Source organism: Paraburkholderia sp. GW821-FHT02A12 (assembly GCF_059422005.1).
Window position 1 is genome coordinate 941,014 of the sequence record NZ_JBWKWA010000002.1, and the last position, 22,032, is coordinate 963,045.

General features: G+C 60.9%; 16 protein-coding genes. 1 reads left to right on the plus strand and 15 read right to left on the minus strand.

Annotated features, from left to right (window positions below):
* Positions 1-133: 133 nt before the first annotated feature.
* Positions 134-1,333 carry a 2-methylaconitate cis-trans isomerase PrpF gene (prpF, locus tag AC07WT_RS25605; RefSeq protein WP_494949082.1) on the plus strand — a complete coding sequence of 400 codons (1,200 nt, stop codon included), beginning with the start codon at positions 134-136 and terminating at the stop codon, positions 1,331-1,333.
* A 31-nt stretch (positions 1,334-1,364) separates the two neighbouring features.
* On the opposite strand, the gene AC07WT_RS25610 is transcribed toward prpF, so the two are convergent.
* The 15 genes from AC07WT_RS25610 to tssJ form a co-directional block, all read right to left on the minus strand.
* Entirely contained in the window at positions 1,365-2,243 is an 879-nt protein-coding gene (locus tag AC07WT_RS25610) for a hypothetical protein (protein WP_494949083.1), read from the minus strand.
* 190 nt (positions 2,244-2,433) lie between these two features.
* Positions 2,434-3,168, minus strand: a complete 735-nt coding sequence (locus AC07WT_RS25615) for a hypothetical protein (protein WP_494949084.1) — start codon at positions 3,166-3,168, stop codon at positions 2,434-2,436.
* A 33-nt stretch (positions 3,169-3,201) separates the two neighbouring features.
* Positions 3,202-3,483, minus strand: coding sequence for a DUF3303 domain-containing protein (locus AC07WT_RS25620; RefSeq protein ID WP_492592991.1), 282 nt, complete (start codon positions 3,481-3,483; stop codon positions 3,202-3,204).
* 271 nt (positions 3,484-3,754) lie between these two features.
* Positions 3,755-7,873, minus strand: a complete 4,119-nt coding sequence (gene tssM, locus AC07WT_RS25625) for a type VI secretion system membrane subunit TssM (protein ID WP_494949085.1) — start codon at positions 7,871-7,873, stop codon at positions 3,755-3,757.
* Between the two features lie 30 nt (positions 7,874-7,903).
* The gene (tssL, locus tag AC07WT_RS25630) at positions 7,904-9,136 is read right to left on the minus strand and encodes a type VI secretion system protein TssL, long form (RefSeq protein WP_494949086.1); all 1,233 of its coding nucleotides are present in this window, start codon (positions 9,134-9,136) and stop codon (positions 7,904-7,906) included.
* Between the two features lie 125 nt (positions 9,137-9,261).
* Positions 9,262-9,948, minus strand: coding sequence for a hypothetical protein (locus AC07WT_RS25635; RefSeq protein ID WP_494949087.1), 687 nt, complete (start codon positions 9,946-9,948; stop codon positions 9,262-9,264).
* Complete coding sequence (locus tag AC07WT_RS25640; protein WP_494949088.1) at positions 9,933-10,496, minus strand: hypothetical protein; 564 nt, start codon at positions 10,494-10,496, stop codon at positions 9,933-9,935. The genes AC07WT_RS25635 and AC07WT_RS25640 overlap by 16 nt, the downstream gene beginning before the upstream one ends.
* Positions 10,497-11,079: 583 nt before the next feature.
* Positions 11,080-13,266, minus strand: coding sequence for a M23 family metallopeptidase (locus tag AC07WT_RS25645; protein WP_494949089.1), 2,187 nt, complete (start codon positions 13,264-13,266; stop codon positions 11,080-11,082).
* A 190-nt stretch (positions 13,267-13,456) separates the two neighbouring features.
* Positions 13,457-14,113 (minus strand): hypothetical protein, encoded by a 657-nt coding sequence (locus tag AC07WT_RS25650; protein WP_494949090.1) that lies wholly within the window; start codon positions 14,111-14,113, stop codon positions 13,457-13,459.
* Between the two features lie 6 nt (positions 14,114-14,119).
* Positions 14,120-14,839 (minus strand): hypothetical protein, encoded by a 720-nt coding sequence (locus tag AC07WT_RS25655; protein WP_494949091.1) that lies wholly within the window; start codon positions 14,837-14,839, stop codon positions 14,120-14,122.
* Positions 14,802-17,174, minus strand: a complete 2,373-nt coding sequence (locus AC07WT_RS25660) for a hypothetical protein (protein WP_494949092.1) — start codon at positions 17,172-17,174, stop codon at positions 14,802-14,804. The genes AC07WT_RS25655 and AC07WT_RS25660 overlap by 38 nt, the downstream gene beginning before the upstream one ends.
* Positions 17,175-17,193: 19 nt before the next feature.
* Positions 17,194-19,707 (minus strand): type VI secretion system Vgr family protein, encoded by a 2,514-nt coding sequence (locus AC07WT_RS25665; RefSeq protein ID WP_494949093.1) that lies wholly within the window; start codon positions 19,705-19,707, stop codon positions 17,194-17,196.
* Positions 19,708-19,727: 20 nt separating this feature from the next.
* The gene (locus tag AC07WT_RS25670; RefSeq protein ID WP_494949094.1) at positions 19,728-19,979 is read right to left on the minus strand and encodes a PAAR domain-containing protein; all 252 of its coding nucleotides are present in this window, start codon (positions 19,977-19,979) and stop codon (positions 19,728-19,730) included.
* 79 nt (positions 19,980-20,058) lie between these two features.
* Entirely contained in the window at positions 20,059-21,405 is a 1,347-nt protein-coding gene (gene tssK / locus AC07WT_RS25675; RefSeq protein ID WP_494949095.1) for a type VI secretion system baseplate subunit TssK, read from the minus strand.
* A 43-nt stretch (positions 21,406-21,448) separates the two neighbouring features.
* Complete coding sequence (gene tssJ, locus AC07WT_RS25680) at positions 21,449-21,952, minus strand: type VI secretion system lipoprotein TssJ (protein ID WP_494949096.1); 504 nt, start codon at positions 21,950-21,952, stop codon at positions 21,449-21,451.
* Positions 21,953-22,032 lie beyond the last annotated feature (80 nt).

Genomic DNA, 22,032 nt, shown 5'->3' on the forward strand with positions numbered 1-22,032 from the left:
GGACGTGCTTAAAGACGTACTTAAAGACGAAAGTAAAAGACAAGCCTGAAGACGGCATGTAAGAACGCGTTTCTCTCACCGCGTTCGGGCGGTACGGCGACGTGCCGCCCACTCACATCAGGACAACAATTTCATGGCTCACCAACCTCAGATCAAGATTCCGGCGACTTATATGCGCGGGGGCACCAGCAAAGGCGTGTTCTTCCGCTTGCAGGATTTGCCCGAAGCCGCGCAGGCGCCGGGCGCGGCGCGCGATGCGCTGCTGATGCGTGTGATCGGCAGCCCGGACCCGTACGGCAAGCAGATTGACGGCATGGGCGGCGCGACCTCGAGCACCAGCAAGACGGTCATCATCGCGAAGAGCAGCCGGCCCGATCACGATGTCGACTACCTGTTCGGCCAGGTCTCCATCGACAAGGCCTTTGTCGACTGGAGCGGCAACTGCGGCAATCTCTCCGCCGCCGTGGGTCCGTTTGCGATCAGCGCCGGCCTGGTCGACGCGAACCGCATTCCGCAAAACGGCGTGGCCACCGTGCGTATCTGGCAAGCCAACATCGGCAAGACCATCATCGGCCACGTGCCCATTAAGGATGGCGCCGTGCAGGAAACCGGCGACTTCGAGCTTGACGGCGTGACGTTCCCCGCGGCGGAAGTGCAACTGGAGTTCATGGATCCGGCCGCCGAAGAAGAGGGCGCCGGCGGCGCGATGTTCCCGACCGGCAACGTGGTCGACGACCTCGAAGTGCCGGGCGTCGGCACGCTGAAGGCGACGATGATCAACGCCGGCATTCCGACCATCTTTGTGAACGCGCAAGCGCTCGGCTACACGGGTACCGAGTTGCAGGACGCCATCAATAGCGACGACAAAGCGCTCGCGAGGTTCGAGACCATTCGTGCGCATGGCGCGCTGCGCATGGGCCTCATCGGGCATCTCGACGAGATCGCGACGCGGCAGCACACGCCGAAGATCGCGTTCGTCGCCAGGCCGGCCGATTACGTCGCGTCGAGCGGCAAGCGCATTGCTGCCGGCGAGGTCGATCTGCTGGTGCGGGCGATGTCGATGGGCAAGTTGCACCACGCGATGATGGGGACGGCCGCGGTCGCGATCGGCACGGCCGCGGCGATCCCGGGCACGCTGGTGAATCTCGCGGCCGGTGGCGGCGAGCGCGACGCGGTGCGCTTCGGCCATCCGTCGGGAACTTTGCGCGTGGGTGCAGAAGCTCGCCAGAGCGACGGCGAGTGGACCGTCACCAAGGCCGTCATGAGCCGCAGCGCTCGTGTGTTGATGGAAGGGTGGGTGCGCGTGCCTGGAGATGCTTCAGGCGTGAAGTGACGCTCGCGGCATTCCGTCGTGTCCCGTCGCGTCACATCATGCCGCCCATGCTTCCGGTACCCGCCCCGCTACCGCTACTTCCGCCGCTTCCGCCCGTGCCGGAGGCTGGCGATGTCGCGATCGGATGCGCGGCTCCGGTCGTCGTCATGAGCGTGACGGCGGCAGGGTCTGGCTCGCCGTTAGCGTCGATTGCGCCGCTGGCGCGGAGTGCTTCGAGATCGCTGTCCACGCCCGGTTGACCGACGGCGAACGAAGCGGTCAGGAAATTCGGAGCGGTCAGCGTCAAGCCATATCTTTGCTGCAGATTTTGTACAACAGCGTTCTCAGCAGTCAGCACATTGTTCTGATTCGCCAGTGATTGCTGAATTCGCGTGTTTGTCGCGATGCCGGCGACGAGTCCGCTTTCGGTCGTGCCCAGCTGCGCGGCCAGATACGACAGCAAAAGATCCGTTTCCGGCGTGACGTTGTAGGTGCCGCCGGCAAATGCCGTCGAAAGCAGCACGGTCGCACCCGACGTCGAAGTGATCAGGCAAGGTGGCACCGCGCCAAGCGTCGCGCGGTAGTTCCCGTTCGAATCAGCAGCCACGGACATCGAGCCTTGCACGCAATCGATCCTGATCGCAGCGTTCGCGAGCGCCTTGCCGGTTGCCGTCGTACCGGAAAACGCGATCGTCGTGGGCATGTTGTTCGCGCCACTACTGCCGCCACCTCCGCCACAGGCAGCGAGCAACGCGGAGAAGGTGGCCAGCAGCACGCAGCCACTGGAGCGAATGATGTACTTCGGCCAGGTGTTCATCGAAATATGCCCCAGGTTCTGGTACGAGGTGTAAACGGCCAGATGCGGAGGACTATTCCATTTCTCGAGCGCGCTCGCTGTTGCGGCACAATCATCGGGGGATTGGTGTGCCAAGGCTCTCTCGGTGCGCTACCGTTCGCGAACACAATCAACGACTGTCTGCGCGGCGTCGGGGTGAGACAGGTCGAGGTCGATCTGTTTCGTCTCAGCCGCTTACCGCTGAGGCAGTGGAGCAGGCAGTGAATCAGCTCATCGCCGACGACGTGCCGCACGACGGTGGCCTTGTCATAGACCAGCGCCTCGATCAGTTCGTAGATGTCCCTGGCGTCGATGAAACGGCATGGCCAAGCGACAGGTAGCTCCGGTGCAATAGCGATTCGATGGTTGCCCAATCGGCGTCGGTGACGCTGCCGGCTTCTTCACGGGCGTCGCGAAGCAGCATCGCTTGCGCACGCAAGCGCCCGTGTTCGAGTGTCGAGTTCGCGGGCACCATGTACAGCGCTGCGGCAGCTTCAGCACACGCGCTGGCCAACGCGCCGGGCGGATAGCGCTCACGCTGCCGGTGCACGATCCACCATTCCAGTTCGAGCGTGGCGGTGCGCCGGACATCGAAGTCGCGGTTCCCCGTATTGCGGATCAGGCTGAAATAGGTGTGCAGCGCCGGCAACGCTTTTTCGTAATCGCTGCGCTGCTGGCCTTCCTTGAAGGTGAAGGCGGCCGATGCGCCGTAGTAAGCGCCGACGTACGACCTTAGCCACGGAAAGCGATACTGCGTGCGCAGGGTCTGCGCCAGTTCAAGAAAGAGCTTCACGTGCTGGCGGTCATAGTAAGAGCGCCATATTTTTGTTTCGAGTGTCCCCGTCGCAATGGGATCAAAGCGGCTCAGGTCACGGTGCAACGGCCAGAAGAGATCGGCGGCGGCATAGCCGATCAGCACGACAAGCATCGCCAGGATCGCTCGTCGCCAGCGTCCCGGCCCAGCTGCAAGGGTCACGTGGTGCCGCAGGTCGTGGCTGCGGGCGCGCCCGGTGGTGTTCATGTCGAATAGTGTCGATGTCGAACATGCGTTGAACTACTTGACTACGCGCCCCAGCACTTCGCCCAGCTCGGCGTCGTCAAGCACCGGGGTGATTTCCAGCTCCATCAGATCGCTCCATTGATAGGCGAACTCGGTGAGTTTCTTCATATCATCTGTTTCGAGCAGATCGAACCCTGCGCCCAGATCGGCTCGCGTCCACCGGCCCACCAACCGGACGCCGTCCGGCGGGAGCCCGCCGGTTCGCTGAAAGCGCGCAATGGCTTCGGCACGCTGTTGGGTATCCGGTGCCCAGTGGAAGGTCATCATGAATTTCATGGCTGTGTCTCCTGACGGTGGCTCGCCCACCTGCTTCATTTATACGCTAGATGGCGGCATTCGGATGCAGTTGAGCGTGTGCCCTGCAACGCCCGTCGACGCAGGAGGCAGATCGGGACGACGGCTTACCTCGCCCGGGGAAGCGGCAACTAGCGCTTACGGACAACGGTATTGCACCGGGTCAGGAAAGCGCGCGGTAACAAATCGGCTGCGGGCTGCGACACCGAATCCTTTCTGGCAAACGAGGTGCCGGGACAGTTTCAGGAACGGCTTATCGGGCAATGCTGGTAGCGGGCAACGTGGGCGGATTTGCCGATGGCAAACCCGGTGGCGGTCCGCTGTCCGTCAGGTTGAACATGGGCATCGAACTGGGACACCTGAAGGTTTTCAATACGTCGCTCGTCAGCGGATTGGCGACACTGCCGGTACTCGCGATATCGAGCACCGCCTTGCGGCCGTCGAAGTCGAATGCGACACGTGTACGTCCGGGCGTCGCGGTCTCGACCACGTGGCCTTTCTGCAGCAGGCGCATCAGCGCCCACGGACCGTCCGTCGCGATTGTGGACGTGTCGGGCCGGATGCGCGGGTTCGCCGTGATCTCGGCGTGGACACCGCCGCGCGGGCCCGGCCAGCTCACCGCAAACGGAGCAACGGGGCCGTGCTGGTAAAGCGTCGTCTGCCCGTCGATGTCGATCGTCAGCCCGGTAATGGTCGGGTCCAGTTCGGGTATGCGGATATCTGCCTTCCACGTGAGCTGCTTCTGTCCGGGGTCACCGAAGAACACATCGCGGATCGCCTTCGCGTGCTGGAACGGCTCGAGATCGGGTCCCTGTACCGGTTCGGTCGCGCCGGGTAGCGTCCGGTAGCGCCACGGCTTCGCCGATGTGTCGACGAACGGCGCGAGCGTCTTCGTGAAGAAGTCATCAATCACACCACCCTGGGCGAATACCCGAGTGAAATCGTCGATGCTCACGCCGCGCTGGCTGTCGGGCGTGAACGGATAGTTGCCTTCGATAGTGAGCCGGCAGGTGTCGCCGACCACGGCATGCATCTGCCGCGACAGCAACTGTCCGATGCCCTGATTGACCTCGCGCGAGCCGTCGGCGCCGAGCGCCAGGAGCACCGCGCGGAATGGGGCGGGCATTGTGTCGGCGGTCATCTTGATTTTCGCCGCCGTGTCGCTCGCTGGCGGCATGCTGTTGTTAGAGAGCGCGTTGTCGGCGACAGTGAGCGCCGTGTAATAGTCGTTCAGCAGGTTCGTCACCCCGTCGAGACCTGTCTTGCCTTGTTGGGCAGCAGCTGGTTGTACGCCTGCCTGTACCTCGGTGCTGCCGGTCACCACCTCGCGCAACGCCGCGAAGTGGCTGTCGACGAGTTCACGCTCGACACGTTCCGATGCACGGATGCCGAGTGCCTTATCGGCCTTCTGGCTGAGCTGGTCGGTCGCCTTCTGCAGGAAGGAACCGTCTGCGGCTGCCATGGGTTGCGTCAGCGTCGTTTCGTGCACCGCCGCACTCGCGAGGCGTGCAAGCGGCGAATCCGGCGCCGCAAAGTTGCGCAGCACCTGCAGGTTGAACTGCAGGCTCGTGCCCGTCACCGTGCGGATGTCGCCGAGAAACGCATCCCACTGCTGTGCGTATTCCATCAGGTATTCGCGGCGGATCGCTTCGGTCAGCGGATCGTCGGCGCCGGTCGCGGTACTCACAATGTCAGCCGTTTTTTTTTGAGCTGCATCGGCCAGACCGGCGAGGTACGAACGGCCCATCACCCACGCGTCATCATCGCGCGCAGCCTGCACGAACTCAGGCAGGCGCTTGTCGAACAGGTTCCGGTATCCATCGAACGTGAACAGGCCCGGCACGCCACGCGAAAGCGGTGCGCCGCTCGCCCGCGTGAAGACGGTGCCGGCCTGCGGGCCGACCGCGCGGATCAGCGTGAACTCGTCGGGCGCTTCCTTCTGCATGGCTGCCTTGGCGCGCTGATAGAGCCGGTCGGTGGCGTTGCTGCCATCGAGAAACGAACGGGCCTGCTGGATCAGTGCGTCGTTGCGGATCAGCGGCGACTGCACCACGCGATCGCCAGAAAAGAGCTGCTGGACGTGATCGATCATCGACGCCCGTCCGCCGAATACTGCGGCGCTGTCCGTCTTTGCCCAGTCGTCGAGCACCCATGCCTTGACGTCGTTGGCGTCGAATTTCGCCTTGTCGTAGAGCATCAGGTACACCCGCAACGCATCGTAGGCCGTCTTTGAGTCCTTGTTCGCGATCGCCTGCGAGATGACATCTTCCATCCGGCGCACGATCTGCGGCAACAGCAGGTTGTCCTCCAGCGCATCGTACGAATGATGGCTTTCCGTCACGATGTCGGGCGCCGTGTACAGGCCGAAGCGCCAGGCGCTGTCAGGATCCGACAGGTCGAGACCCCGGTACGTCGGCAGATACCGCGCATCGGTCAGCGTATCGGGCACGGCCTCGGGCCTGGGCTCCCTGTACAGCTGGGCCACCTTTGCCGCGAGCGCCTGTGCCTTGTGTCCGATCGCATCGAGATAGTCGCCATTGTTGCCGAAGCTGATGCGCCAACTGATCGCCAGCCACACGAAGAGCAGCAGCGCGAGCGCGTGGCCGATCAGGCGCAGCAGGCGGAAACGGTATTCCCACCGAAGGTTAGGCCGCACCAGGTGCGCCTCAGGAAACACCACCTTGGTCAGCAGGTCATGCAGGAAGAAGCCCTGGTTGCCTTCCTGCGGTGGTGTGCGCGCACCCGGCGTGCGTCCTAGGGTAGCCGCGAGACGCTGCACAACCGTGCGCCGTTCGGCCACGATTTCGTCGCCGGCCTGCGTGGCGCTCGTGAAGTACACGCCGCGCAGGGTCGCGTGGAGCTGCGTGTCGTCATAGCGCGAATCGAGGAACACGCGCTCGATCAGGTCGCCGAGCGGGCGGGTGAGGGCGGCGAATTCTTCCGAAAGCGCGGCAAGCCGGCGGCGTTTGCCCGCGTCGTACTCGTCCTGCAGGCGTGTGTCGACACCATCGGCAAGACGCGCGGCCAGTTGGCCCAGTTCCTGGTTGCAGCGGGCGCGGACACCTTCCTTCGCGATCGTTTCCTTGCCGTACGGGAGGGTAAAGCCCCAGGTTTGCGCGCGGCCTTCGGCGGTCAGGGAACCGAAGTATTCGGTGAAACCCGTCAGCCGGTCCATCTTCGTGACCAGCAGGTAGACCGGGAAGCGGATGCCCAGCTCCGTGCGCAGTTCGGCCAGGCGTGCGCGTAGCGCCGCGGCCTCAGCGATGCGCGCGTTCTCGTCAAAACGCGTCAGTTCAGCGAGATCGACCGTGAGCAGCGCGCCGTTGATCGGCGCGCGCGGTCGGTGCTGGCGCAAGATCCCCAGAAAGCCAAGCCATTCGGCTTCGTCAACGACCTTGCGTTGCCCGTCCCGCTTTTCGTCCCCAGCGCGACGAAGGGGAACGACAGTCGCCGTGACCGCGCCCGTCGACGCGGTCGCCTTCGATTCTGCTGCGTCAGCGGTACCGACACTGTCGCCTGGCTCCTGCTTCGACTCATCGCGATTTCCGTCTGCCTGCGACTCGCCGGCTGGCGATTTTCCGGTCGCAGCATCAACCGGTGCGGGCAACTCGTGCTGCGACGTCCCGTGACGCGTGTAATGGCCTGCCGTGTCGATCAGCACGGCATCATTGGTCATCCACCAGTCGACGGACCCGGCTTCGCCTGCCAGCGCGCTGGTCGCCCGTTGCATCTGCTCGGCCACGGGAAAGGACAGCCCCGCGTTCAGCAGCGCGCTGGTCTTGCCCGACGCTTTCGAGCCGAGTGTGATGTACCACGGCAGTTCATACAGGTAGCGCTTGCCCTGAAACAGCTTGCCCAGCCCGTGCGCGCCTGTGCGCATCGCCTTCAGGCGCGCCAGTGCGCCAATGACAACCGCGTTGACTTTCTTCAACTGGCTGGCCGCGGGCGATTCCTCTTTTTTGCCGCCGAATTCGAGCAGGTTGTTGAGGAACTGCTCGTCGCTTCGCATCCGCAGCCAGAGCTGGATAACCCAGTAGATGATGAACACGGTCAGCACGACCGCGATCGCGGTCAGCCGGGCAGACGTCGGCGCGAAAGGTTCGTCGTAGCCAAAGGCGATAAGCGGCGCCGCGTACCAGATCAGCAGGCACAGCAACGCGACGAACACGACGCTCGTCGACCAGCCTGAGAGCCTTAGCAGCACCCCGGCGAGCAGCAACGCGATGACGAGGACCCGCATGCCGACACCCGCGAGCGGCTTCAGGCCGCCGAACGCAACTAGTGGTCCGACAAACCAGATAACGAGCGCAATAACCACCAACGCGAGGAGGGCGAGGAACTGGCGCGACACCAGAAATGACAACTTCTTCATGCTTTAATCCCGATGGGTCTGGTTCGTCCGTTACTGCGCGACCGTGATTTCGACACGCCGGTTCTGCGCACGGCCCTGTATGGTGTTGTTGTCGCCAACCGGATCGGCGTCGCCCTTGCCGACGGCCTCAAGGCGGCTCGCCGGCACACCGGCGGACTGCAGCATCTGCATGACCTGGGTGGCGCGCTCCTCAGACAGCGCCTCGTTCGAGGCAAACTGGCGGCTTCGGATCGGCACGTTATCCGTGTATCCCAGTACCGTCACCTTGCCCGGCACCTTTGCGACTTCACCGGCGATCTTCGTGATCAGCGGACCCATCGTCTTCTTCGCTGACGCGCCACCCGGCGGGAACATCGCATCGCCGCGGAACGTGACCGAACTGTGGTGTGCATCCTCGTCGACGCTGACGGTGCCGGCGGCGATTTCGCTTTTCAGCAGTTCCTTGAGGTGCAGGACCGGCGGAGCAGGGGGCGGCGTCATGTGTGCGATGTCGGCGATCTGCTTCTGGACTGCCGCGCTGCGGTTTAGCAGTTCGTACTTGTAGTAACTGAACTGGCCGAGCAGGATCAGCGAGAGCACGACGACCGTGATCCAGACGGGGAAGTCATAGAACGATGCGCGCTTGCCCTTCACGTCGGATTGCCAGTGGGGCGACAGGACAACCGGCACGGGCCCGCGCTGCGACGTGATCTCGTTGTAGAGTCGCTGGCGCACGGTTTCGTGTTTTCGGGAACCGCCGGTTTCGTACCGGTAGCGGCCCTCGAAGCCAAGGCTCAGGATCCGGTAGATTACCTCGAGCAGGTTGAGGTGTTCCTGTGGCTCGGTCATCAACCGGCCGATCAGCAGATAGACCTTGTCGCCGCCCTGGCGGTCCTCATGGAAGATCGTCGCGAGGCCGTTGGTGATCCATTCCACGCCGCTGTCGCCGCCCTTGCCCCAGGCGGTCTGCATGGCCGCTTCGTCCAGCGCCGTACACAGGCAGTAGCGTGCGCCGATCATGTGGTCGCGGCGGATGTTCGCCTGTTCGCACAGTTTCTGGAACATGCGCAATTCCTGCTCGAGCATTGAGCGCAGCAGAACAATGGCGTCCGCCTCGAGGTATTCCGGCATGTCGGTCAGTGCACGCAGGAGAGGGCGGGCGGCTTCCATGAGCGGATTCCGGTGGGCGCGAACCGCCGCCAGGCGCTCGCTGAAAGGCTCGGGGGGAGGAGTCCGCTTCGGTACGTGCTGCGGTTCCAGGTTAGCGCTGGATTGGTCAATCATGGGCAGGGAAATTTTTCAGTTAAAGAAACCGCGCCGGGTGCGGTCAGGCACGCAGCGCGGGCGACCGTTACGGTTTGTTGAAACGCTCCGGAAGAAGCGCGACGCAGGCCGCGTTTGCCCGATGGTCATTGACGCGGGATGACTGCCGGTGATGCCCCCTCAGCCGGCGCCGTTCTAACGGCGTCGTCAGGGGTGTCGATAAATTCAATACTACGTAGCAGTTGCATGACTTCAGGTTCGGCGCTTTTATGCGCACCATAGAGGTCATCTACTGAACCACCTCCGTACAAAGTAACTCCATGGGGTGACGTTAAGCAAAACCCTAAGTCCCTATGAAAGTAGGGAACCCCCTGAAACGTGTAAGTATGGTTCTGTAGACGAACCGCCCCCGATCCATTCACACTTTGTAGCCCTGCAACTTTCACCAGCTCCGTTTTTTGTGGCTTCGTTTCAAGAAGATTATTCCATGCGCGCCAGCCGCTAGGCGTCCGGTCAACTCCGATCATATTGCGACATACCTGTACAGGATCACTGCCTGAATCGGCACAATAGAATGCAATAGAAACCGTTTTCGGGTTGATGGCCCTATTCAAGGCAATCTTGTAGTAAATGAAAGGCATAACCGGAGGAGGTTCATCACTATCCTCAGTAAAGCGGCCACTACCACTAAAGTCCGTAAGCCTGAATTCGCAAATAGCTACTTTTGCAGTCTGCTCGCGCGACGATCGCATCTGCTGTTCTGGCTGAGCGGCCGATAGAGCAGTGACAACGAGGGCACCAACGAATACAAGTAGTTTCAATCCATTGGCCACGGTGCTCTCCTTTGGAAGTTATCCGGCCATTCTTTTGCGACGCCGTGATCGTCTTCGAATGATGGCGTATCGGTTAGCACCACGAGCGCGTTCGCATAGGCGCTGTAACGCTCGGTAAGTCCGTTGACAGAGTAGTTGCCATAGACCGCACCCGGAATGTTAACCATCGCGGCCGTCCTACGTGCGGTTTCGTTGCTGTAGTACACCTGTTGACCATGTACCACCGACACGCTGTGGCGCACGTTAGGGTTCAGTTCGTCCGCATACTGCAACGCAGTTTCCCTCGCATGGGGCGAGGACGAGCCGAACTGAAGCTTGATCCAGTAAAAGCCTGCGCTTTGCGCGGCGTCATCAGGCTTTGCAGCCACATCGTCACGCCATTGAAGAATCTGAGCCGCTCCCGCAGATTCTGGTAAGCGTCCACGCCATCGGAAGTAGTTGTAATAGTTGTTGTTTCCCTGATTAAGGTTACCGTTGGGCGCGGTCAGTTGCAGGAAACCGCGCCCATGCACGCCACTGAAGAATCTGAGGGGCTGCGACTCGTTCATTTCGACTGGCCAAGTGAATCGAGAATCTTCCGAGCGCGATCGATCGCTTGTATACGTACCTGCCCAGTCCTGGCGTTCCCACTCGCGCCCAGCCAATACGTAAGTGAGTAAGTTTTATTCCAAGCTGCCTTAACTGCTACGTAGCATTCCCCGCCATATGGGTCGGATCTGCCATCCTTGCCCGTTGATGGACAGAGCGGGAAGGCTTCATAAACGTCTCCGTCCTGGACTTTTCGATGCGTTACCGCCGAGGTTGTGTCAAATATGGCTAAGCTACCGGTGTCGGCGTCGAGCCAATAAGGCCTAGTCTGATTTTCAGTGCTAGCACAGGTAGACAGCGATTCTCCGCAGACGGTTATCGAATCGACAATGTCGTTACCACGCCGCGGCAAATCGTAAAAACGCAACTTTCCGACAGAAGTGGAGTCGCTGGGCGACTTAACCTTTTTGTATAGGTCGGACGGATACCTAAAGCTAATGTACGCATCGCGATAGAGGGTGACGGGATCAGCCGTCTTACCCACCGCACCCGACGCGGAAATACACACGTACAAGGTTAGGACTGTGAAGCGCATCAGTATATTCATATCGCGTCCCCAAGAAGGCCGTAGATCCGGAATGAGTGGTAGCGTCGGTTTTCGAGGCCATTGACTGATCCGTTAATCGCTCTTGTCACGTTCTCGACAATTTCAGCCGTCATTCCGTCACTGGCGGTGACGTTTATGGTGCTGCGCGCATGCGGCAATCCGCGATGGGGTGACGCTTCCCAATACCATGCGCCCGCGTCGACAACGTTGTACGGAACTCGGATCAGGCTGTCGGGTTCAGCGATGCTTGGTCGAGTCGGATTTGGCCTTGTCCACCAAGACGCGGTAAAGCTATTGCGTGATATCCAGCCGCGATAGACCCAGTACTCGGTGTAGTTATATTTCCCGGTAAGTTGCTTAAGCCCGCGTCCACGAAATCTGTAACCGTCCCCGGGGAGGTCATTCCCAAGACGGCCGCCGTATGCGCTATTACAAGCAGCTTCGCCCCTTCGTTCATCAAGCCACGTAAGTGTCCGAGACTCCTCCGCGCCTTGCCCTAAAAAATGAGACATTCGGATTGCGTCCTGGGTAATTGAATGCAATTCCATTGATCGATTCAGTATTGATCGGTATCGTTCTCGAACCTGTTCAGACAACGCGTTAGCGGCTTGATGCAGTTGTCCTGCGGAACTCTGGACGTATGTATTCGGATAGACCCGCGCAAATTCCTCTTTTGCAAGCCACTTGCACTTTCTGAAATGCTCGACAAATGCCTTCGGCGGAAAATGCCAGCACTCGGCGGCAGGTGGCATATTGGCATCGTCGATGTCCTCCCAGAACGCCAGCGCCTCGATGTGCGTCTTCAGGGCAGCGAAGTCTTCCTGTGACAGGGGCGCTGACAGCGCCTCGTGCTGAGCCATTAGCCATCCCCAGCGCTCCCCGATATTCTGTTTGCTCCACTCGATCGGGAAGCGGCAGATCGCCCGCGCCATGCGTTTCTGCACGTCACCGTTACGCAGCGCGTCTTTCGCTTCCGAATGGGTAACGTGGCCGTCGCCGTCCAGGTCGAGCCAGAGTCTGATCGTTGGCGACTCGCACAGGCTGTCGGGTGTCGCATCGTCGTCGATCAGGCTCCAGCCCGCCCAGTGCGGAAAATCCGCGTCGCTGTAGATGCTGATTCCCGCATACGGTGTGGCGCCGTAGTAGCCCTCGTTCTTTGGCGCATTCAGGTTGATCCAGCCGATGCCGTCAGGCGTGGCGACCTTGCGCCAGTGCCCGAACTTCACATCTGCCGGGATGGGCTCGCCGACCACACGGCCAAAGCGCAGTATTTCGTAAATCACGCTGGGCGACGGTGCGGTGGGCGCGTGCACGGCCGGGGCCGTGCTGCCGTCGCGATATTGTCTGTTCAGGCGCATGGCTTCCGCATACAGGCCGTACTCGTAGTCGTTCGTCTTCACCGGCTCACCGACCTGGACGCAACTGCCATCGCTGTCCGGCCTGAACGTCGTCAGCGTGCAACTCCCTTTTTCGTAATGCATCTGGATGAGCAGATCGACCGCAGTCGTTCCGGCAGCGGCCTGCAACTGCACCGATGGGTGTGGCCCGAGAGGCGGCTCGCTGTCGTCGCGCCGGTACGGGTGCGGCTGGTTCGTAAAAAACTTGAGCCCCTTCGGCACCTTGAACCAGATATCCCCGTAGATCGCGTCGGTGCGTCCCTGCCTCGCGGTCAGTGGCCCGGTCGCACGTCCGGCCAGCTTCTTCAGGTTCGCCGTGTCGCAGACGATTTCGAAATGCATCTGGCCGCGCTGGCCATAGATCTGTCCGGGCATGCCAAGGAGGTCCTTGCGGTAGACAGGCTTGCCGGGCGCGACCGATCCGGTGACGCTTTGCAGATGCATGTAGATCGAGAAGAACGTGACTTTCGCGTTATCGCCTTCGCCGATCTCGGTCGCATGTTTGATCACCACACAGCCGTCGTCGGTGCGCACATTGCGGTATTGCAGCGCGACCGTCCCGTCAGGCGACGTGTGGCGCACGTAAACGACCTTGCCGTCGGCGATGGCACGGACCGGTTCAGTATGGCCGTTTGCAGCCATCGGCGCGATGAGATGGGGACCGCCGTGCCAGCCGAGACTGTAGCTGACCGGATACGCTCCGTTGCCCGGCGTGCATTCCTGCATGCCGGCCGCGCAGACGTCGTGATCCGGGACGACGGTATTGCCGGCGTCCGCGGAGTCCATTTCGTGTCCGGCTCCGGACGGTCGGGACGGCAGAAACGGTGGGCTGATGATCATCGGTTAAACCCTTCAGTGGTCACAGCGCCCATCGAAGGGAAAGCGTGAAGTTCGATTGTCGTGGCCCGCCCTTCGATATGCCCGCATGTGAGCTTTCTCTCGCGAGCACTCGAACCCACTTTTCGCTCGACTTGTCTCACCAACATTTGACCTTCCCGTTCATACATTCGTTTGCAGTCTTAACGGGTATCTTTCGCTTTCGCACGTCGACAAGTTCCCCACCGGGCGACACGTTCATCAGCGTAGCTACAAAGTTGCCTGAGTCTGCAACTTCAAACCCCACGGCCTTCGCAACCACGAGATGATCATGCTTCACTTCGTAAAAATACCGAATGGATTGATAGCGTCCTGAGCTTGTCACCAGTGTAGAGAAGGTCCCTCTCATGAACCGATCTGGTGATAAATTTGGTGCATCACCAAGATCGACAATTGGCTCGTTAGTTTTCGGGATCTTCCAGTAATGCATGCCGGTGCCGTCACGGCCTTTTCCGGTCGACACGCCAAGCCCTTGCGTAGTGCCCGAGTCGAACGAGACCGATGTATCAAGTGTCAGCACATACGCAGAACTTTCATAATCTGTCGTCAATCGCGCGATTTGCGTGTCACCACGCGAAACATCAATCGTGACGGTGCCAGCCGTGTCAGACTGGCTGCATGCGGTCGCATGGACGCTTCCGCTAAGAACTTCAGAAAGGCGTGCATCGGCTTGTTGCTCGTCATTGCATTCCTGCGCCGCGTCAGCCCGACTGACAACGCACGCGAGAACAGTGATCAGTTTTAGACTGCGTCGCATAGCGCCTCAAGGCAAAGCGTATTCCGCTGCACGTTTTGTGTCCCGATATGGAGCAACGTACTGCGGCGATATCCTGAGCGTCGGAAAGCAAGCTGCGGATACATCTGGTGTCGCGTAATACAGTGCAACACTGCCGTCGGATTGCGGAGAGAACGTAATGGGAAAGCTTGTTAAACCATCCTGCCAATCGGCTCCATCGAGACACGACTTGTTATTTACATTTACCCGCTGGTAGCTCTCCTTAGCCGAATCAGCCAACTCAGGTCGAAGGAATACGTGGTCGTCTTGGCGAACACCAATGTTATAGATGCTGTTGAGATCGATACGCTTTCCACTAGTCGCCTCGTACGCGACCGCATATTTGTAGGAAGACGAGTGCACGCCGTCACACATCTTGGTTCCTGAGACTAGGATGACTACAGCTTTGGGCGTTTCGATTGCCTTCTTCAGCACGGCCTTATATGTTCCATTGGAATCCATCCATCGGGCGTTCTCCATGCATTCCCGTGCGTCTCGCTCAACTTGCGTTCGCAGAGTGCGAAGCGATCTTTGTAAAGTTGGAGACGTGCCTTGTAGAACAGGTGCCGGTCCGATTCGGACTGAATCGGGCGAAGCCTGAGCAGCTGAGGTCACCAATATGCCGAAAAACAGGAACGCCAGGATACGTTTCATGATTAAGTTGTTCTCTTTATGATCTGCGCTGAGGTGTGAAATCAACGTATACATGGGACACTGCTGTCGCCTCACCCCACTCAGGCGGATGATGCGGATGTGAGATGATCCTCTGTCGGGCATATGTCAACGTAGCATTCGCGGCCGTCTCGATGGAATCTCCCCTGTATCGCTGGAGAAACGCGGCGTACTGCTGCCTGTCGTCGTATCCGTTTCCGCCGCCATTGACTAACACTGATATTCTTCCTATCGTCGTAGTCGTAATTCCCTCATCGGCGATGCGTAGGATGTTTGTGGTTCCCATGAAATGCTTCCAGAACCAAAAGAAACCAGCGCTATCGCACGCATTCCAACTGATCGATCCAACGATGTCTGGATCGTACCGCGGAGCCCACTGTCTCACGTCTGAGTGCTGGTGACCATGAGCGTCAACCGTGGGCGGGCCCGACCAATGGTGACGAGACGTCGCTGTAATTCGAGGATCGTTGTAGTGACCCGATCCGTTTCTCGGAAAAGCCCTGAATTTCCCGTAGCCGTCATATAGCGTGGGCCACGTCAATTGCATAAGACCTCGACCATAAAACGCAGTGTAGTATGGTGCGTTCCCCGTTGAGCCTTGTCCTTTGCCATCCTCAATGGCAGTTCTCAAGAGGCCTGTTTCAATATAGCTTTGTGACAAGAGTGCGATCTGCCTCTCTGCGGTTGAAAAGCCATACTTCCGAAAAACCTTACACAGATCAGAGTATTGAATCGTCCCGCCATTTAGTCTTCCGCGCGCGATGTCCCAACTAAGCGTGGTGCCGGCATGATTAAGGCCATATCGACGAGGTATGAGTTGTGTGATTTCGTCGAGGTTGAGCCATCCGCACTTTCTGAAATTCTCGATAAACGCTTTTGGCGGGAAATGCCAGCATTCGTCAACGGAAGGCAAGTCTGGATCGCTCTGCACATCCTCCCAGAAGGCGATCGCCTTGATGTGAGCTTCAAGTTTCGTGAAGTCGTCGCCTGAGAGCGGCACGGACAAGGCTTCGTGCGGTGTTTTCAGCCAACCCCAACGAGTGTCTATACCCTGTTTGCTCCATTCGAGCGGAAACCTGCAGATGGCCTTGGCCGTCCGCTTTTTCACATCCTCGTTATGCAGCGCCTGTACTGCTTCGGCATGCGTAACATGACCGTCTCCATCGAGGTCGAGCCACTTCCTGATGGTTGACGAATTGCACAGGCTTTCCGGCGTGCTGTCGTCATCGATTACGCACCAGCCTGCCCAATGCGGGAAATCTGCGTCGCTATACACGCCTGTCGTCGGCTGGTTCAGGTTGACCCAGCCGGTACCCTCCGGGGTCGCAATTCTGCGCCAGTGACCGAACTTCACGTCTGATGGCATCGTTTCACCGACCGGCCGACCGAAGCGCAGCATTTCATAGATCAGGCTGGGTGATGGCGTACGCGGTGACGGGTTGGCTGGCGCGGTACTGCCGTCGGTGTACTTCGCGTTCAGGCGCGTGGCCTGCTTGTACAGATCGTATTCGTAATCGTGAGCGGACTGCGGTTCGCCCACCTGGGTGCAGCGGCCGTCATTTTCCAGCCTGAACGTCGTCAGCGTACATTCGCCATTTTTGGGCCCAAAGTGCATGCGGATCACCAGATCGGAAGCGGTCACGCCGACAGGCTGCTGCGACTGAACCGATGGATGGGGGCCGAGGGGTGGCTCACTGTCGTCGCGCCGGTACGGGTGGGGTTCGTTCGCAAAAATCTTCGTGCCCTTCGGCACCTTGAACCAGATATCCCCGTAGATTGCGTCGGTGCGCCCCTGGGCGGCCGTCAGCGTCCCGGTGCGCCGACCGACAAGCTTCTCCAGGTTGGCGGCGTTACATACGATCTCGAAATGGATCTGTCCCGGTTGCCCATAAATCTGTCCAGCCGTGCCGAGCTGATCCTTGCGATAGACGTCCTTCCCGACCACGATCGCGCCAACAACGCTTTGCAGATGCATGTAGATCGAGAAGAAGGTGACCTTTGCACTGTCGCCCTCGCCAATCGCGGTGGTGTGCCTGATCACGACGCAGCCATCGTCGGTGCGCACATTGCGGTACTGCAGCGCGACCGTCCCGTCGGGCGACGTATGACGCACATACACCACCTTGCCGTCGGCGATCGCACGCACCGGTTCGGTGTGGCCATTTGCGGCCGTCGGCGCAATGAGGTGTGGTCCGCCGTGCCAGCCGAGACTGTAGCTGACCGGATACGCGCCGTTGCCCGGCGCGCATTCCTGCATGCCGGCCGCGCAGACGTCGTGATCCGGGACGACGGTATTGCCGGCGTCCGCGGAGTCCATTTCGTGTCCCGTCTGAGACGGCTGCGATGGCAGGAACGGGGGGCTGATGATCATCGGTGAGGTCCTTCAGTGGTCACAGCGAAAACGGAAATGCATCATTCATCTTCCCGGTCGGGAACGACGGAAAATCAAGCGGCTTGGCCTGCGGTGAAGCTTCGCCCAGCGAAGCGCAATGAAACTGCACCGTGCCGTCCGTAAAGCCCGTGACGCCGTCCGGGCTGATGATGAGAGCGGTGCCCCCGCCGTTGATCGTGACGCCCTTTTTCGCCTTGATGTTGATCCAGTCGGTTGTGCTCATCAGTTCCAGCACCTTCTGCGCGACGATCTCCACGTTATCGCTCTGTGCCTCGACCCGGACCTTGCCGGAAGCCGCAATGAGCTTGATGCCGAGCTTGTGTACGAACACGGAAAAACTGTTGCGCACGCTCGCGAGGAACGACTTGCCGGTTGCGACGCCGACATTGCCGCCCGTGGTCAGCGCGAAATTCTCGTCGCTCGCGATATGCGTGCTGCCCGCAGTGGTGGTCTGAATACCCACGGGACTTGCCAGCGTCAGATGTGGTTCCGAGAATTCGGGGAACGGGTTGCCCTCGGTTTTCGCGCCACCGCGGATGGCATCGTTTTGCGCCTTGATGGCCTTCGTCACGTCGCTCTGGTCGGCCTTCGCGTCCTGTGCGTTGTGCTGCTGGGCAAGGTCTGTCAGGCTTTCCTGCAGATCACGCGCCTGCGTCAGACGCTGGATCGTTTCGCCCATGTCCTTTGCGTGGGACTGCGCGTTGGGGCGGGCCTCGGTTGTGATGAGCATTCCTCGCGCGGCACGTGCCACGCCGTCGCCATCAGTACGCAGGTCAAACCCCCTGCCGCGCTCGTCCTGCCGTCCGGCGTTGCCGGCGATGCGCGTGATGTAGCCCAGACTCAGCTGCGAGGCACCTTCGTCGCTCGATAGGTGCGCCTGAATCTTGCCGTTGGTGTCATCGAAGGCGAGGGTATTGGCGCGTCTGCCACCCTCCTCACGACTGCGATAGCCCGCCAGTGCCTGGTTCTGCGGCAGCTGGAACGGCGGCATGTTGTACGCGTTCGCAGCACTGCCGGTTATGACCGGCAGATCCGGGTCGCCGTTGACGAAGCTGACCGTGACTTCGTGATCCCGGCGCGGCAGGAAGATTCCGCCGAACTGGTCACCGCGCCACGCCCCGGCCACGCGCACCCAGCAGCTCGAGCGCTCGTCGTTATTGCCGAGCCGGTCCCAGATGAACTGCACCTTCACGCGCCCGTAGGCATCGGTCCAGATCTCCTGATTCTCGGGACACACCACGACCGCATATTCGGTCCCGCCGATGCGCGGCTTCTCGATCGTGCGCAGCAGGCGGAACGGTTCGTTGGTCGGCTGGATTTCGAACTCCGCCTTGCACTGGTAGCGCTGGCCGGTACCGGATGCTTCGCCGACCTCCTCGATCGTCAACTTGCAGGAAATGACCGCGTACTCGCGGTTCGCGGCCGTCTGCGGATATTGCGTGAGCGCAAACGTCCGGCCAGTGATGAGTCCGCGCAGGCTACCCTCGCCGGTAGCCCTCAGCCCCTGACTGCGCAGCGCCTGCATCTGCACAAGTGTCAGATATTCGGCTTCAGTCTGTGGCTCGTTGTGGTCGCCCGACAAACCTGCTGCGCCGGCCTGCGGCTGGGCGTAGTCACCCCACGTGTAATGCTCCTGATGCGCGAGACCGGTATTGCGCGGATCCTCGCGTTTCGCCGAAAGATCGGCACGCGGCCAGGTGTGGTCGTAGTCGACGCTCGATACAGCGCCCGTCGTCAGCGCATTCGTGACCGACAGCGCGTGGATATGTTCTTCGTCGATGCGCCGGCCGGTGGGAGCTTCGTAGCGGATCTTGCTGTACGCCTCGCCAAGCGACTTGAGCGCCCCCATCGAGTCGCACAGCACGAGCCGGTGCTTGCCCTCACTATGCTCGAAGAAATAGAAAATGCCCCATTCTTCCCAAAGCCGCTGCAGGAAGGTCCAGTCGCTTTCCCAGTGCTGGCGCTGGATGTCACGCTTCGGCCACGCCCTGTTCGGGCGCGGCGTGGTGAGCTGCTTGTCGACAGGAAACGGGTACGCGGAAAGCACTTCGTCGGTAATTTCCACCACCGACATGTCCTGGAAATTCCGACAGTTCCGGTTCTTCGTCGCAAGCCACAGCCACGGGCGCAACGTGAGCGCATAGACGATCGAGCGGCCGTCTTCACGCGCGATGCATGCCGCCGTAACAAGCCCCGTGATCTCGCGGGTACCGGCACCGACGTTCGCCATACCGGCTTCGCCGGCGAGCCCGGGAATGAAGTGCCCGGTACCCTCGATCTCGATCGAGACTGTGACTTCGGTGCCGATCAGCTTGTCGAGCTCAACGTTCGCCGCAATGCTCGGCGAGAACGCCAACGCGTCGGCCGTCTTCAGCTCAAGCGTGTACTCGAACAGTTCACCGAGCTTTTCGCCGCCGGAAAGACGTGCCGGGACGAGAACCGGCGCATCGTTGAAGGTCGGCAATGCGGCACCGGCCACGGCCAGTGTGCGGGACTGGAGAGGGTTAAGCATCAGTGAGTCCTTGCAGAGAATTAGCCGCGCATCAGCGTTGCGCCGCAAGCGGTTTTGTCGCCGAGATAACCGACGCGAATGCCGTGGTGAGTCCGCCGGCCAGTCGCGATAATCGGATACCTGCCACCACACTTTGGGCACTCGACCATGTGGCCGTCGAGCGCAACAGGAATCCCCGTGACGGTCAGCGTCGGCGCCGCCTCGACCACCCTGCCGCCGTGGTCGGTGGTATCGCCCAGTTTTGCTGCTTCGCGTCCCTGTTCGTCTATCATGAGTTTCTCCGGATACAGTGGTTCGATCGTCAGTGGCTTCGGTTCATGCTGACGCACGGTCAGTCCGCACACCTGGCGGTTATCCGCGCACACCCCACAGCTCGAGCTTTAGCGACGGAAACTCACCCGCCACATGCAGGGCGAGGCCGCCGTGCCGCGCGATCTCGTCCCACAGGGGGCCGCTGCGCGTCAGTTCGTAATAGACATAGCCCGCGTTGAACGGAATCTGCCGCGGCGGTACCGGCAGCGCTTGCATTGCAAGCCCAGGCAGATGGCCGCGCACCAGGTTCGGCAGCTTGTCGGAAGGCCCCGCCTTCGCCTGTGCCACGAACTGCTGTTGCAGCACGTCGGGCGGCATTGCCGCATGTACTGCAAGAACCACGGCCGTGAAGCCCTGCATCTCGACCGGGTCGACCACCGCGTTGCGCATCCCGTGCCCGAGATCGTTGAACGCGATGCTCTGCGCGCTGCGCACGAGCACCGCATTGAGCAGCCGGTGCGTGTCCTCGACCACGGGCTTCAGGCACAGATGGGGTGTCGTGTGCTGGTAGACGGGATGGGATTCGAGCGGCCGGCGCGTATCGGTGCGTACATACGTCGACAGCTCCCCGGCCATGCTGAGGAGCAATGCGTACACGTCGGCAGGGGAGGTGGTCGGTACCTGGCGCAGGTGTTGAAGCAGCGGCTCGTAGCGGTTCAGCGTCTGCAGCAGCAGGTAGTCGGAGACTTCGGCTGCCATGCCGGCCGTGCCATCGCCGCCGGTCAGGCGCTGCGCGAGCGCATTCGCGCGCAGGCGGGTGAGGTCATGAATTTTCGCGAGCCAGCTCGCGAGCAGGTCGCTCGCGCCATACCCCGACACCGGCGGCACCAGCGTGTCATCCAGTTCGATGCTTCCGTCGGCGCGGATCGTCTTCACGCGCGTGAGCGCCAGCCCGATCCAGGCGCCTGTCAGTTCCTTCTCCGGAACGAGCCGCAGTCGCAGCCGCGACAACTGGATGTCCTGCGCTCCGATGCCAATCGAGTTCGTGTCACGCAGTTCGACATCGAAAACAGAATAGCGGGCCAGCGAGTCCGACGCCTCATCAAAGGTCGTCTCTTCGCCATTCGGCACACGCACCGGTACCGCAAGATAGATCACCTGGTCCAGGTGTTCTGGCCGGATTGTGAGCGGGGACGGCGGGGGCGTGCTGCCCGGTGCATCGAAGGGTGTGCCGTCGGCGAAGACGCCGGCAACCGACTTCACGATGACCTTGCCGAGCGCGAGCGCCTCGATATCAAGGCCGTAGTGGCTGAAGCCGAAAAAGAACGGCGAAAGCGGCGCCGCACGCTTGTGTGCGTAGTGCTCCAGATAGCGTTCCTGCTGCTGGAACTGCGGCGTGCGAAATAGCACGCCATCGCACCACGTGACCTTGTTATACCAGCTCATGCGCGCTTTTCCATGAGTTGCACGGTTTGTTCCGCGTTTTGTTTCATTTGGGAGTCTCGGTGACCTTGATCGCGTTGGCGTCAAGCGTGATCGTCAGTTTCAGCTTCGGCGTCGAGAAGCGATACCACGCCTTGTCGGGCGTGACGGGCAGCGCGTAGACCGCGCGCCACACGGAATTCGGCAGATCCCGGTACGCAGCCAGTATTCCCAGCATCGTGGTCGACGGATCGGTGTTTCTGGTGATCGTCACGTGTTCGCCGGGGCGCAACTGGAACTGGTCGCGTTTGACGATGTCATCGGCAAGTACGGTCTTGTCCTTGTCCTGCAGCGTGAAAAAGTCGGCCGCGTTGAACGCGCCGTCGGTCTTCAGTTCGTAGATGCGCACCACGATCGGCGCCGAGCGCTTCTGCTCGTCGGGGTTGACGGTGGTGGCCGCGTTGACCGTCAGGCCGAGCCGGAGGGGTTCCTTCGGCTTCGGATCGCCGCTCGCGCATGCAGCAAGCACGAGCGCTAATGCGGCAGCAGTGACGGAGGTGATGAGGCGCATTCGGAGCATGCAATACGGGAGCAGGGTTAGCAGACTGTGGAAGCCCGGTGTGGCCACGCGAACACGCCTGCACCGGGCTG

Bases quoted from the DNA above. Each gene is read 5' to 3' on its own strand.
- AC07WT_RS25665 (WP_494949093.1), bottom strand. From the start codon at position 19,707: ATGCTTAACCCTCTCCAGTCCCGCACACTGGCCGTGGCCGGTGCCGCA.
- tssL (WP_494949086.1), bottom strand. From the start codon at position 9,136: ATGATTGACCAATCCAGCGCTAACCTGGAACCGCAGCACGTACCGAAG.
- AC07WT_RS25615 (WP_494949084.1), bottom strand. From the start codon at position 3,168: ATGAACACCACCGGGCGCGCCCGCAGCCACGACCTGCGGCACCACGTG.
- tssK (WP_494949095.1), bottom strand. From the start codon at position 21,405: ATGAGCTGGTATAACAAGGTCACGTGGTGCGATGGCGTGCTATTTCGC.
- AC07WT_RS25660 (WP_494949092.1), bottom strand. From the start codon at position 17,174: ATGATCATCAGCCCCCCGTTCCTGCCATCGCAGCCGTCTCAGACGGGA.
- AC07WT_RS25620 (WP_492592991.1), bottom strand. From the start codon at position 3,483: ATGAAATTCATGATGACCTTCCACTGGGCACCGGATACCCAACAGCGT.
- prpF (WP_494949082.1), top strand. From the start codon at position 134: ATGGCTCACCAACCTCAGATCAAGATTCCGGCGACTTATATGCGCGGG.
- AC07WT_RS25670 (WP_494949094.1), bottom strand. From the start codon at position 19,979: ATGATAGACGAACAGGGACGCGAAGCAGCAAAACTGGGCGATACCACC.
- tssM (WP_494949085.1), bottom strand. From the start codon at position 7,873: ATGAAGAAGTTGTCATTTCTGGTGTCGCGCCAGTTCCTCGCCCTCCTC.
- tssJ (WP_494949096.1), bottom strand. From the start codon at position 21,952: ATGCGCCTCATCACCTCCGTCACTGCTGCCGCATTAGCGCTCGTGCTT.
- AC07WT_RS25650 (WP_494949090.1), bottom strand. From the start codon at position 14,113: ATGCGACGCAGTCTAAAACTGATCACTGTTCTCGCGTGCGTTGTCAGT.
- AC07WT_RS25645 (WP_494949089.1), bottom strand. From the start codon at position 13,266: ATGGACTCCGCGGACGCCGGCAATACCGTCGTCCCGGATCACGACGTC.
- AC07WT_RS25655 (WP_494949091.1), bottom strand. From the start codon at position 14,839: ATGTATACGTTGATTTCACACCTCAGCGCAGATCATAAAGAGAACAAC.
- AC07WT_RS25640 (WP_494949088.1), bottom strand. From the start codon at position 10,496: ATGAACGAGTCGCAGCCCCTCAGATTCTTCAGTGGCGTGCATGGGCGC.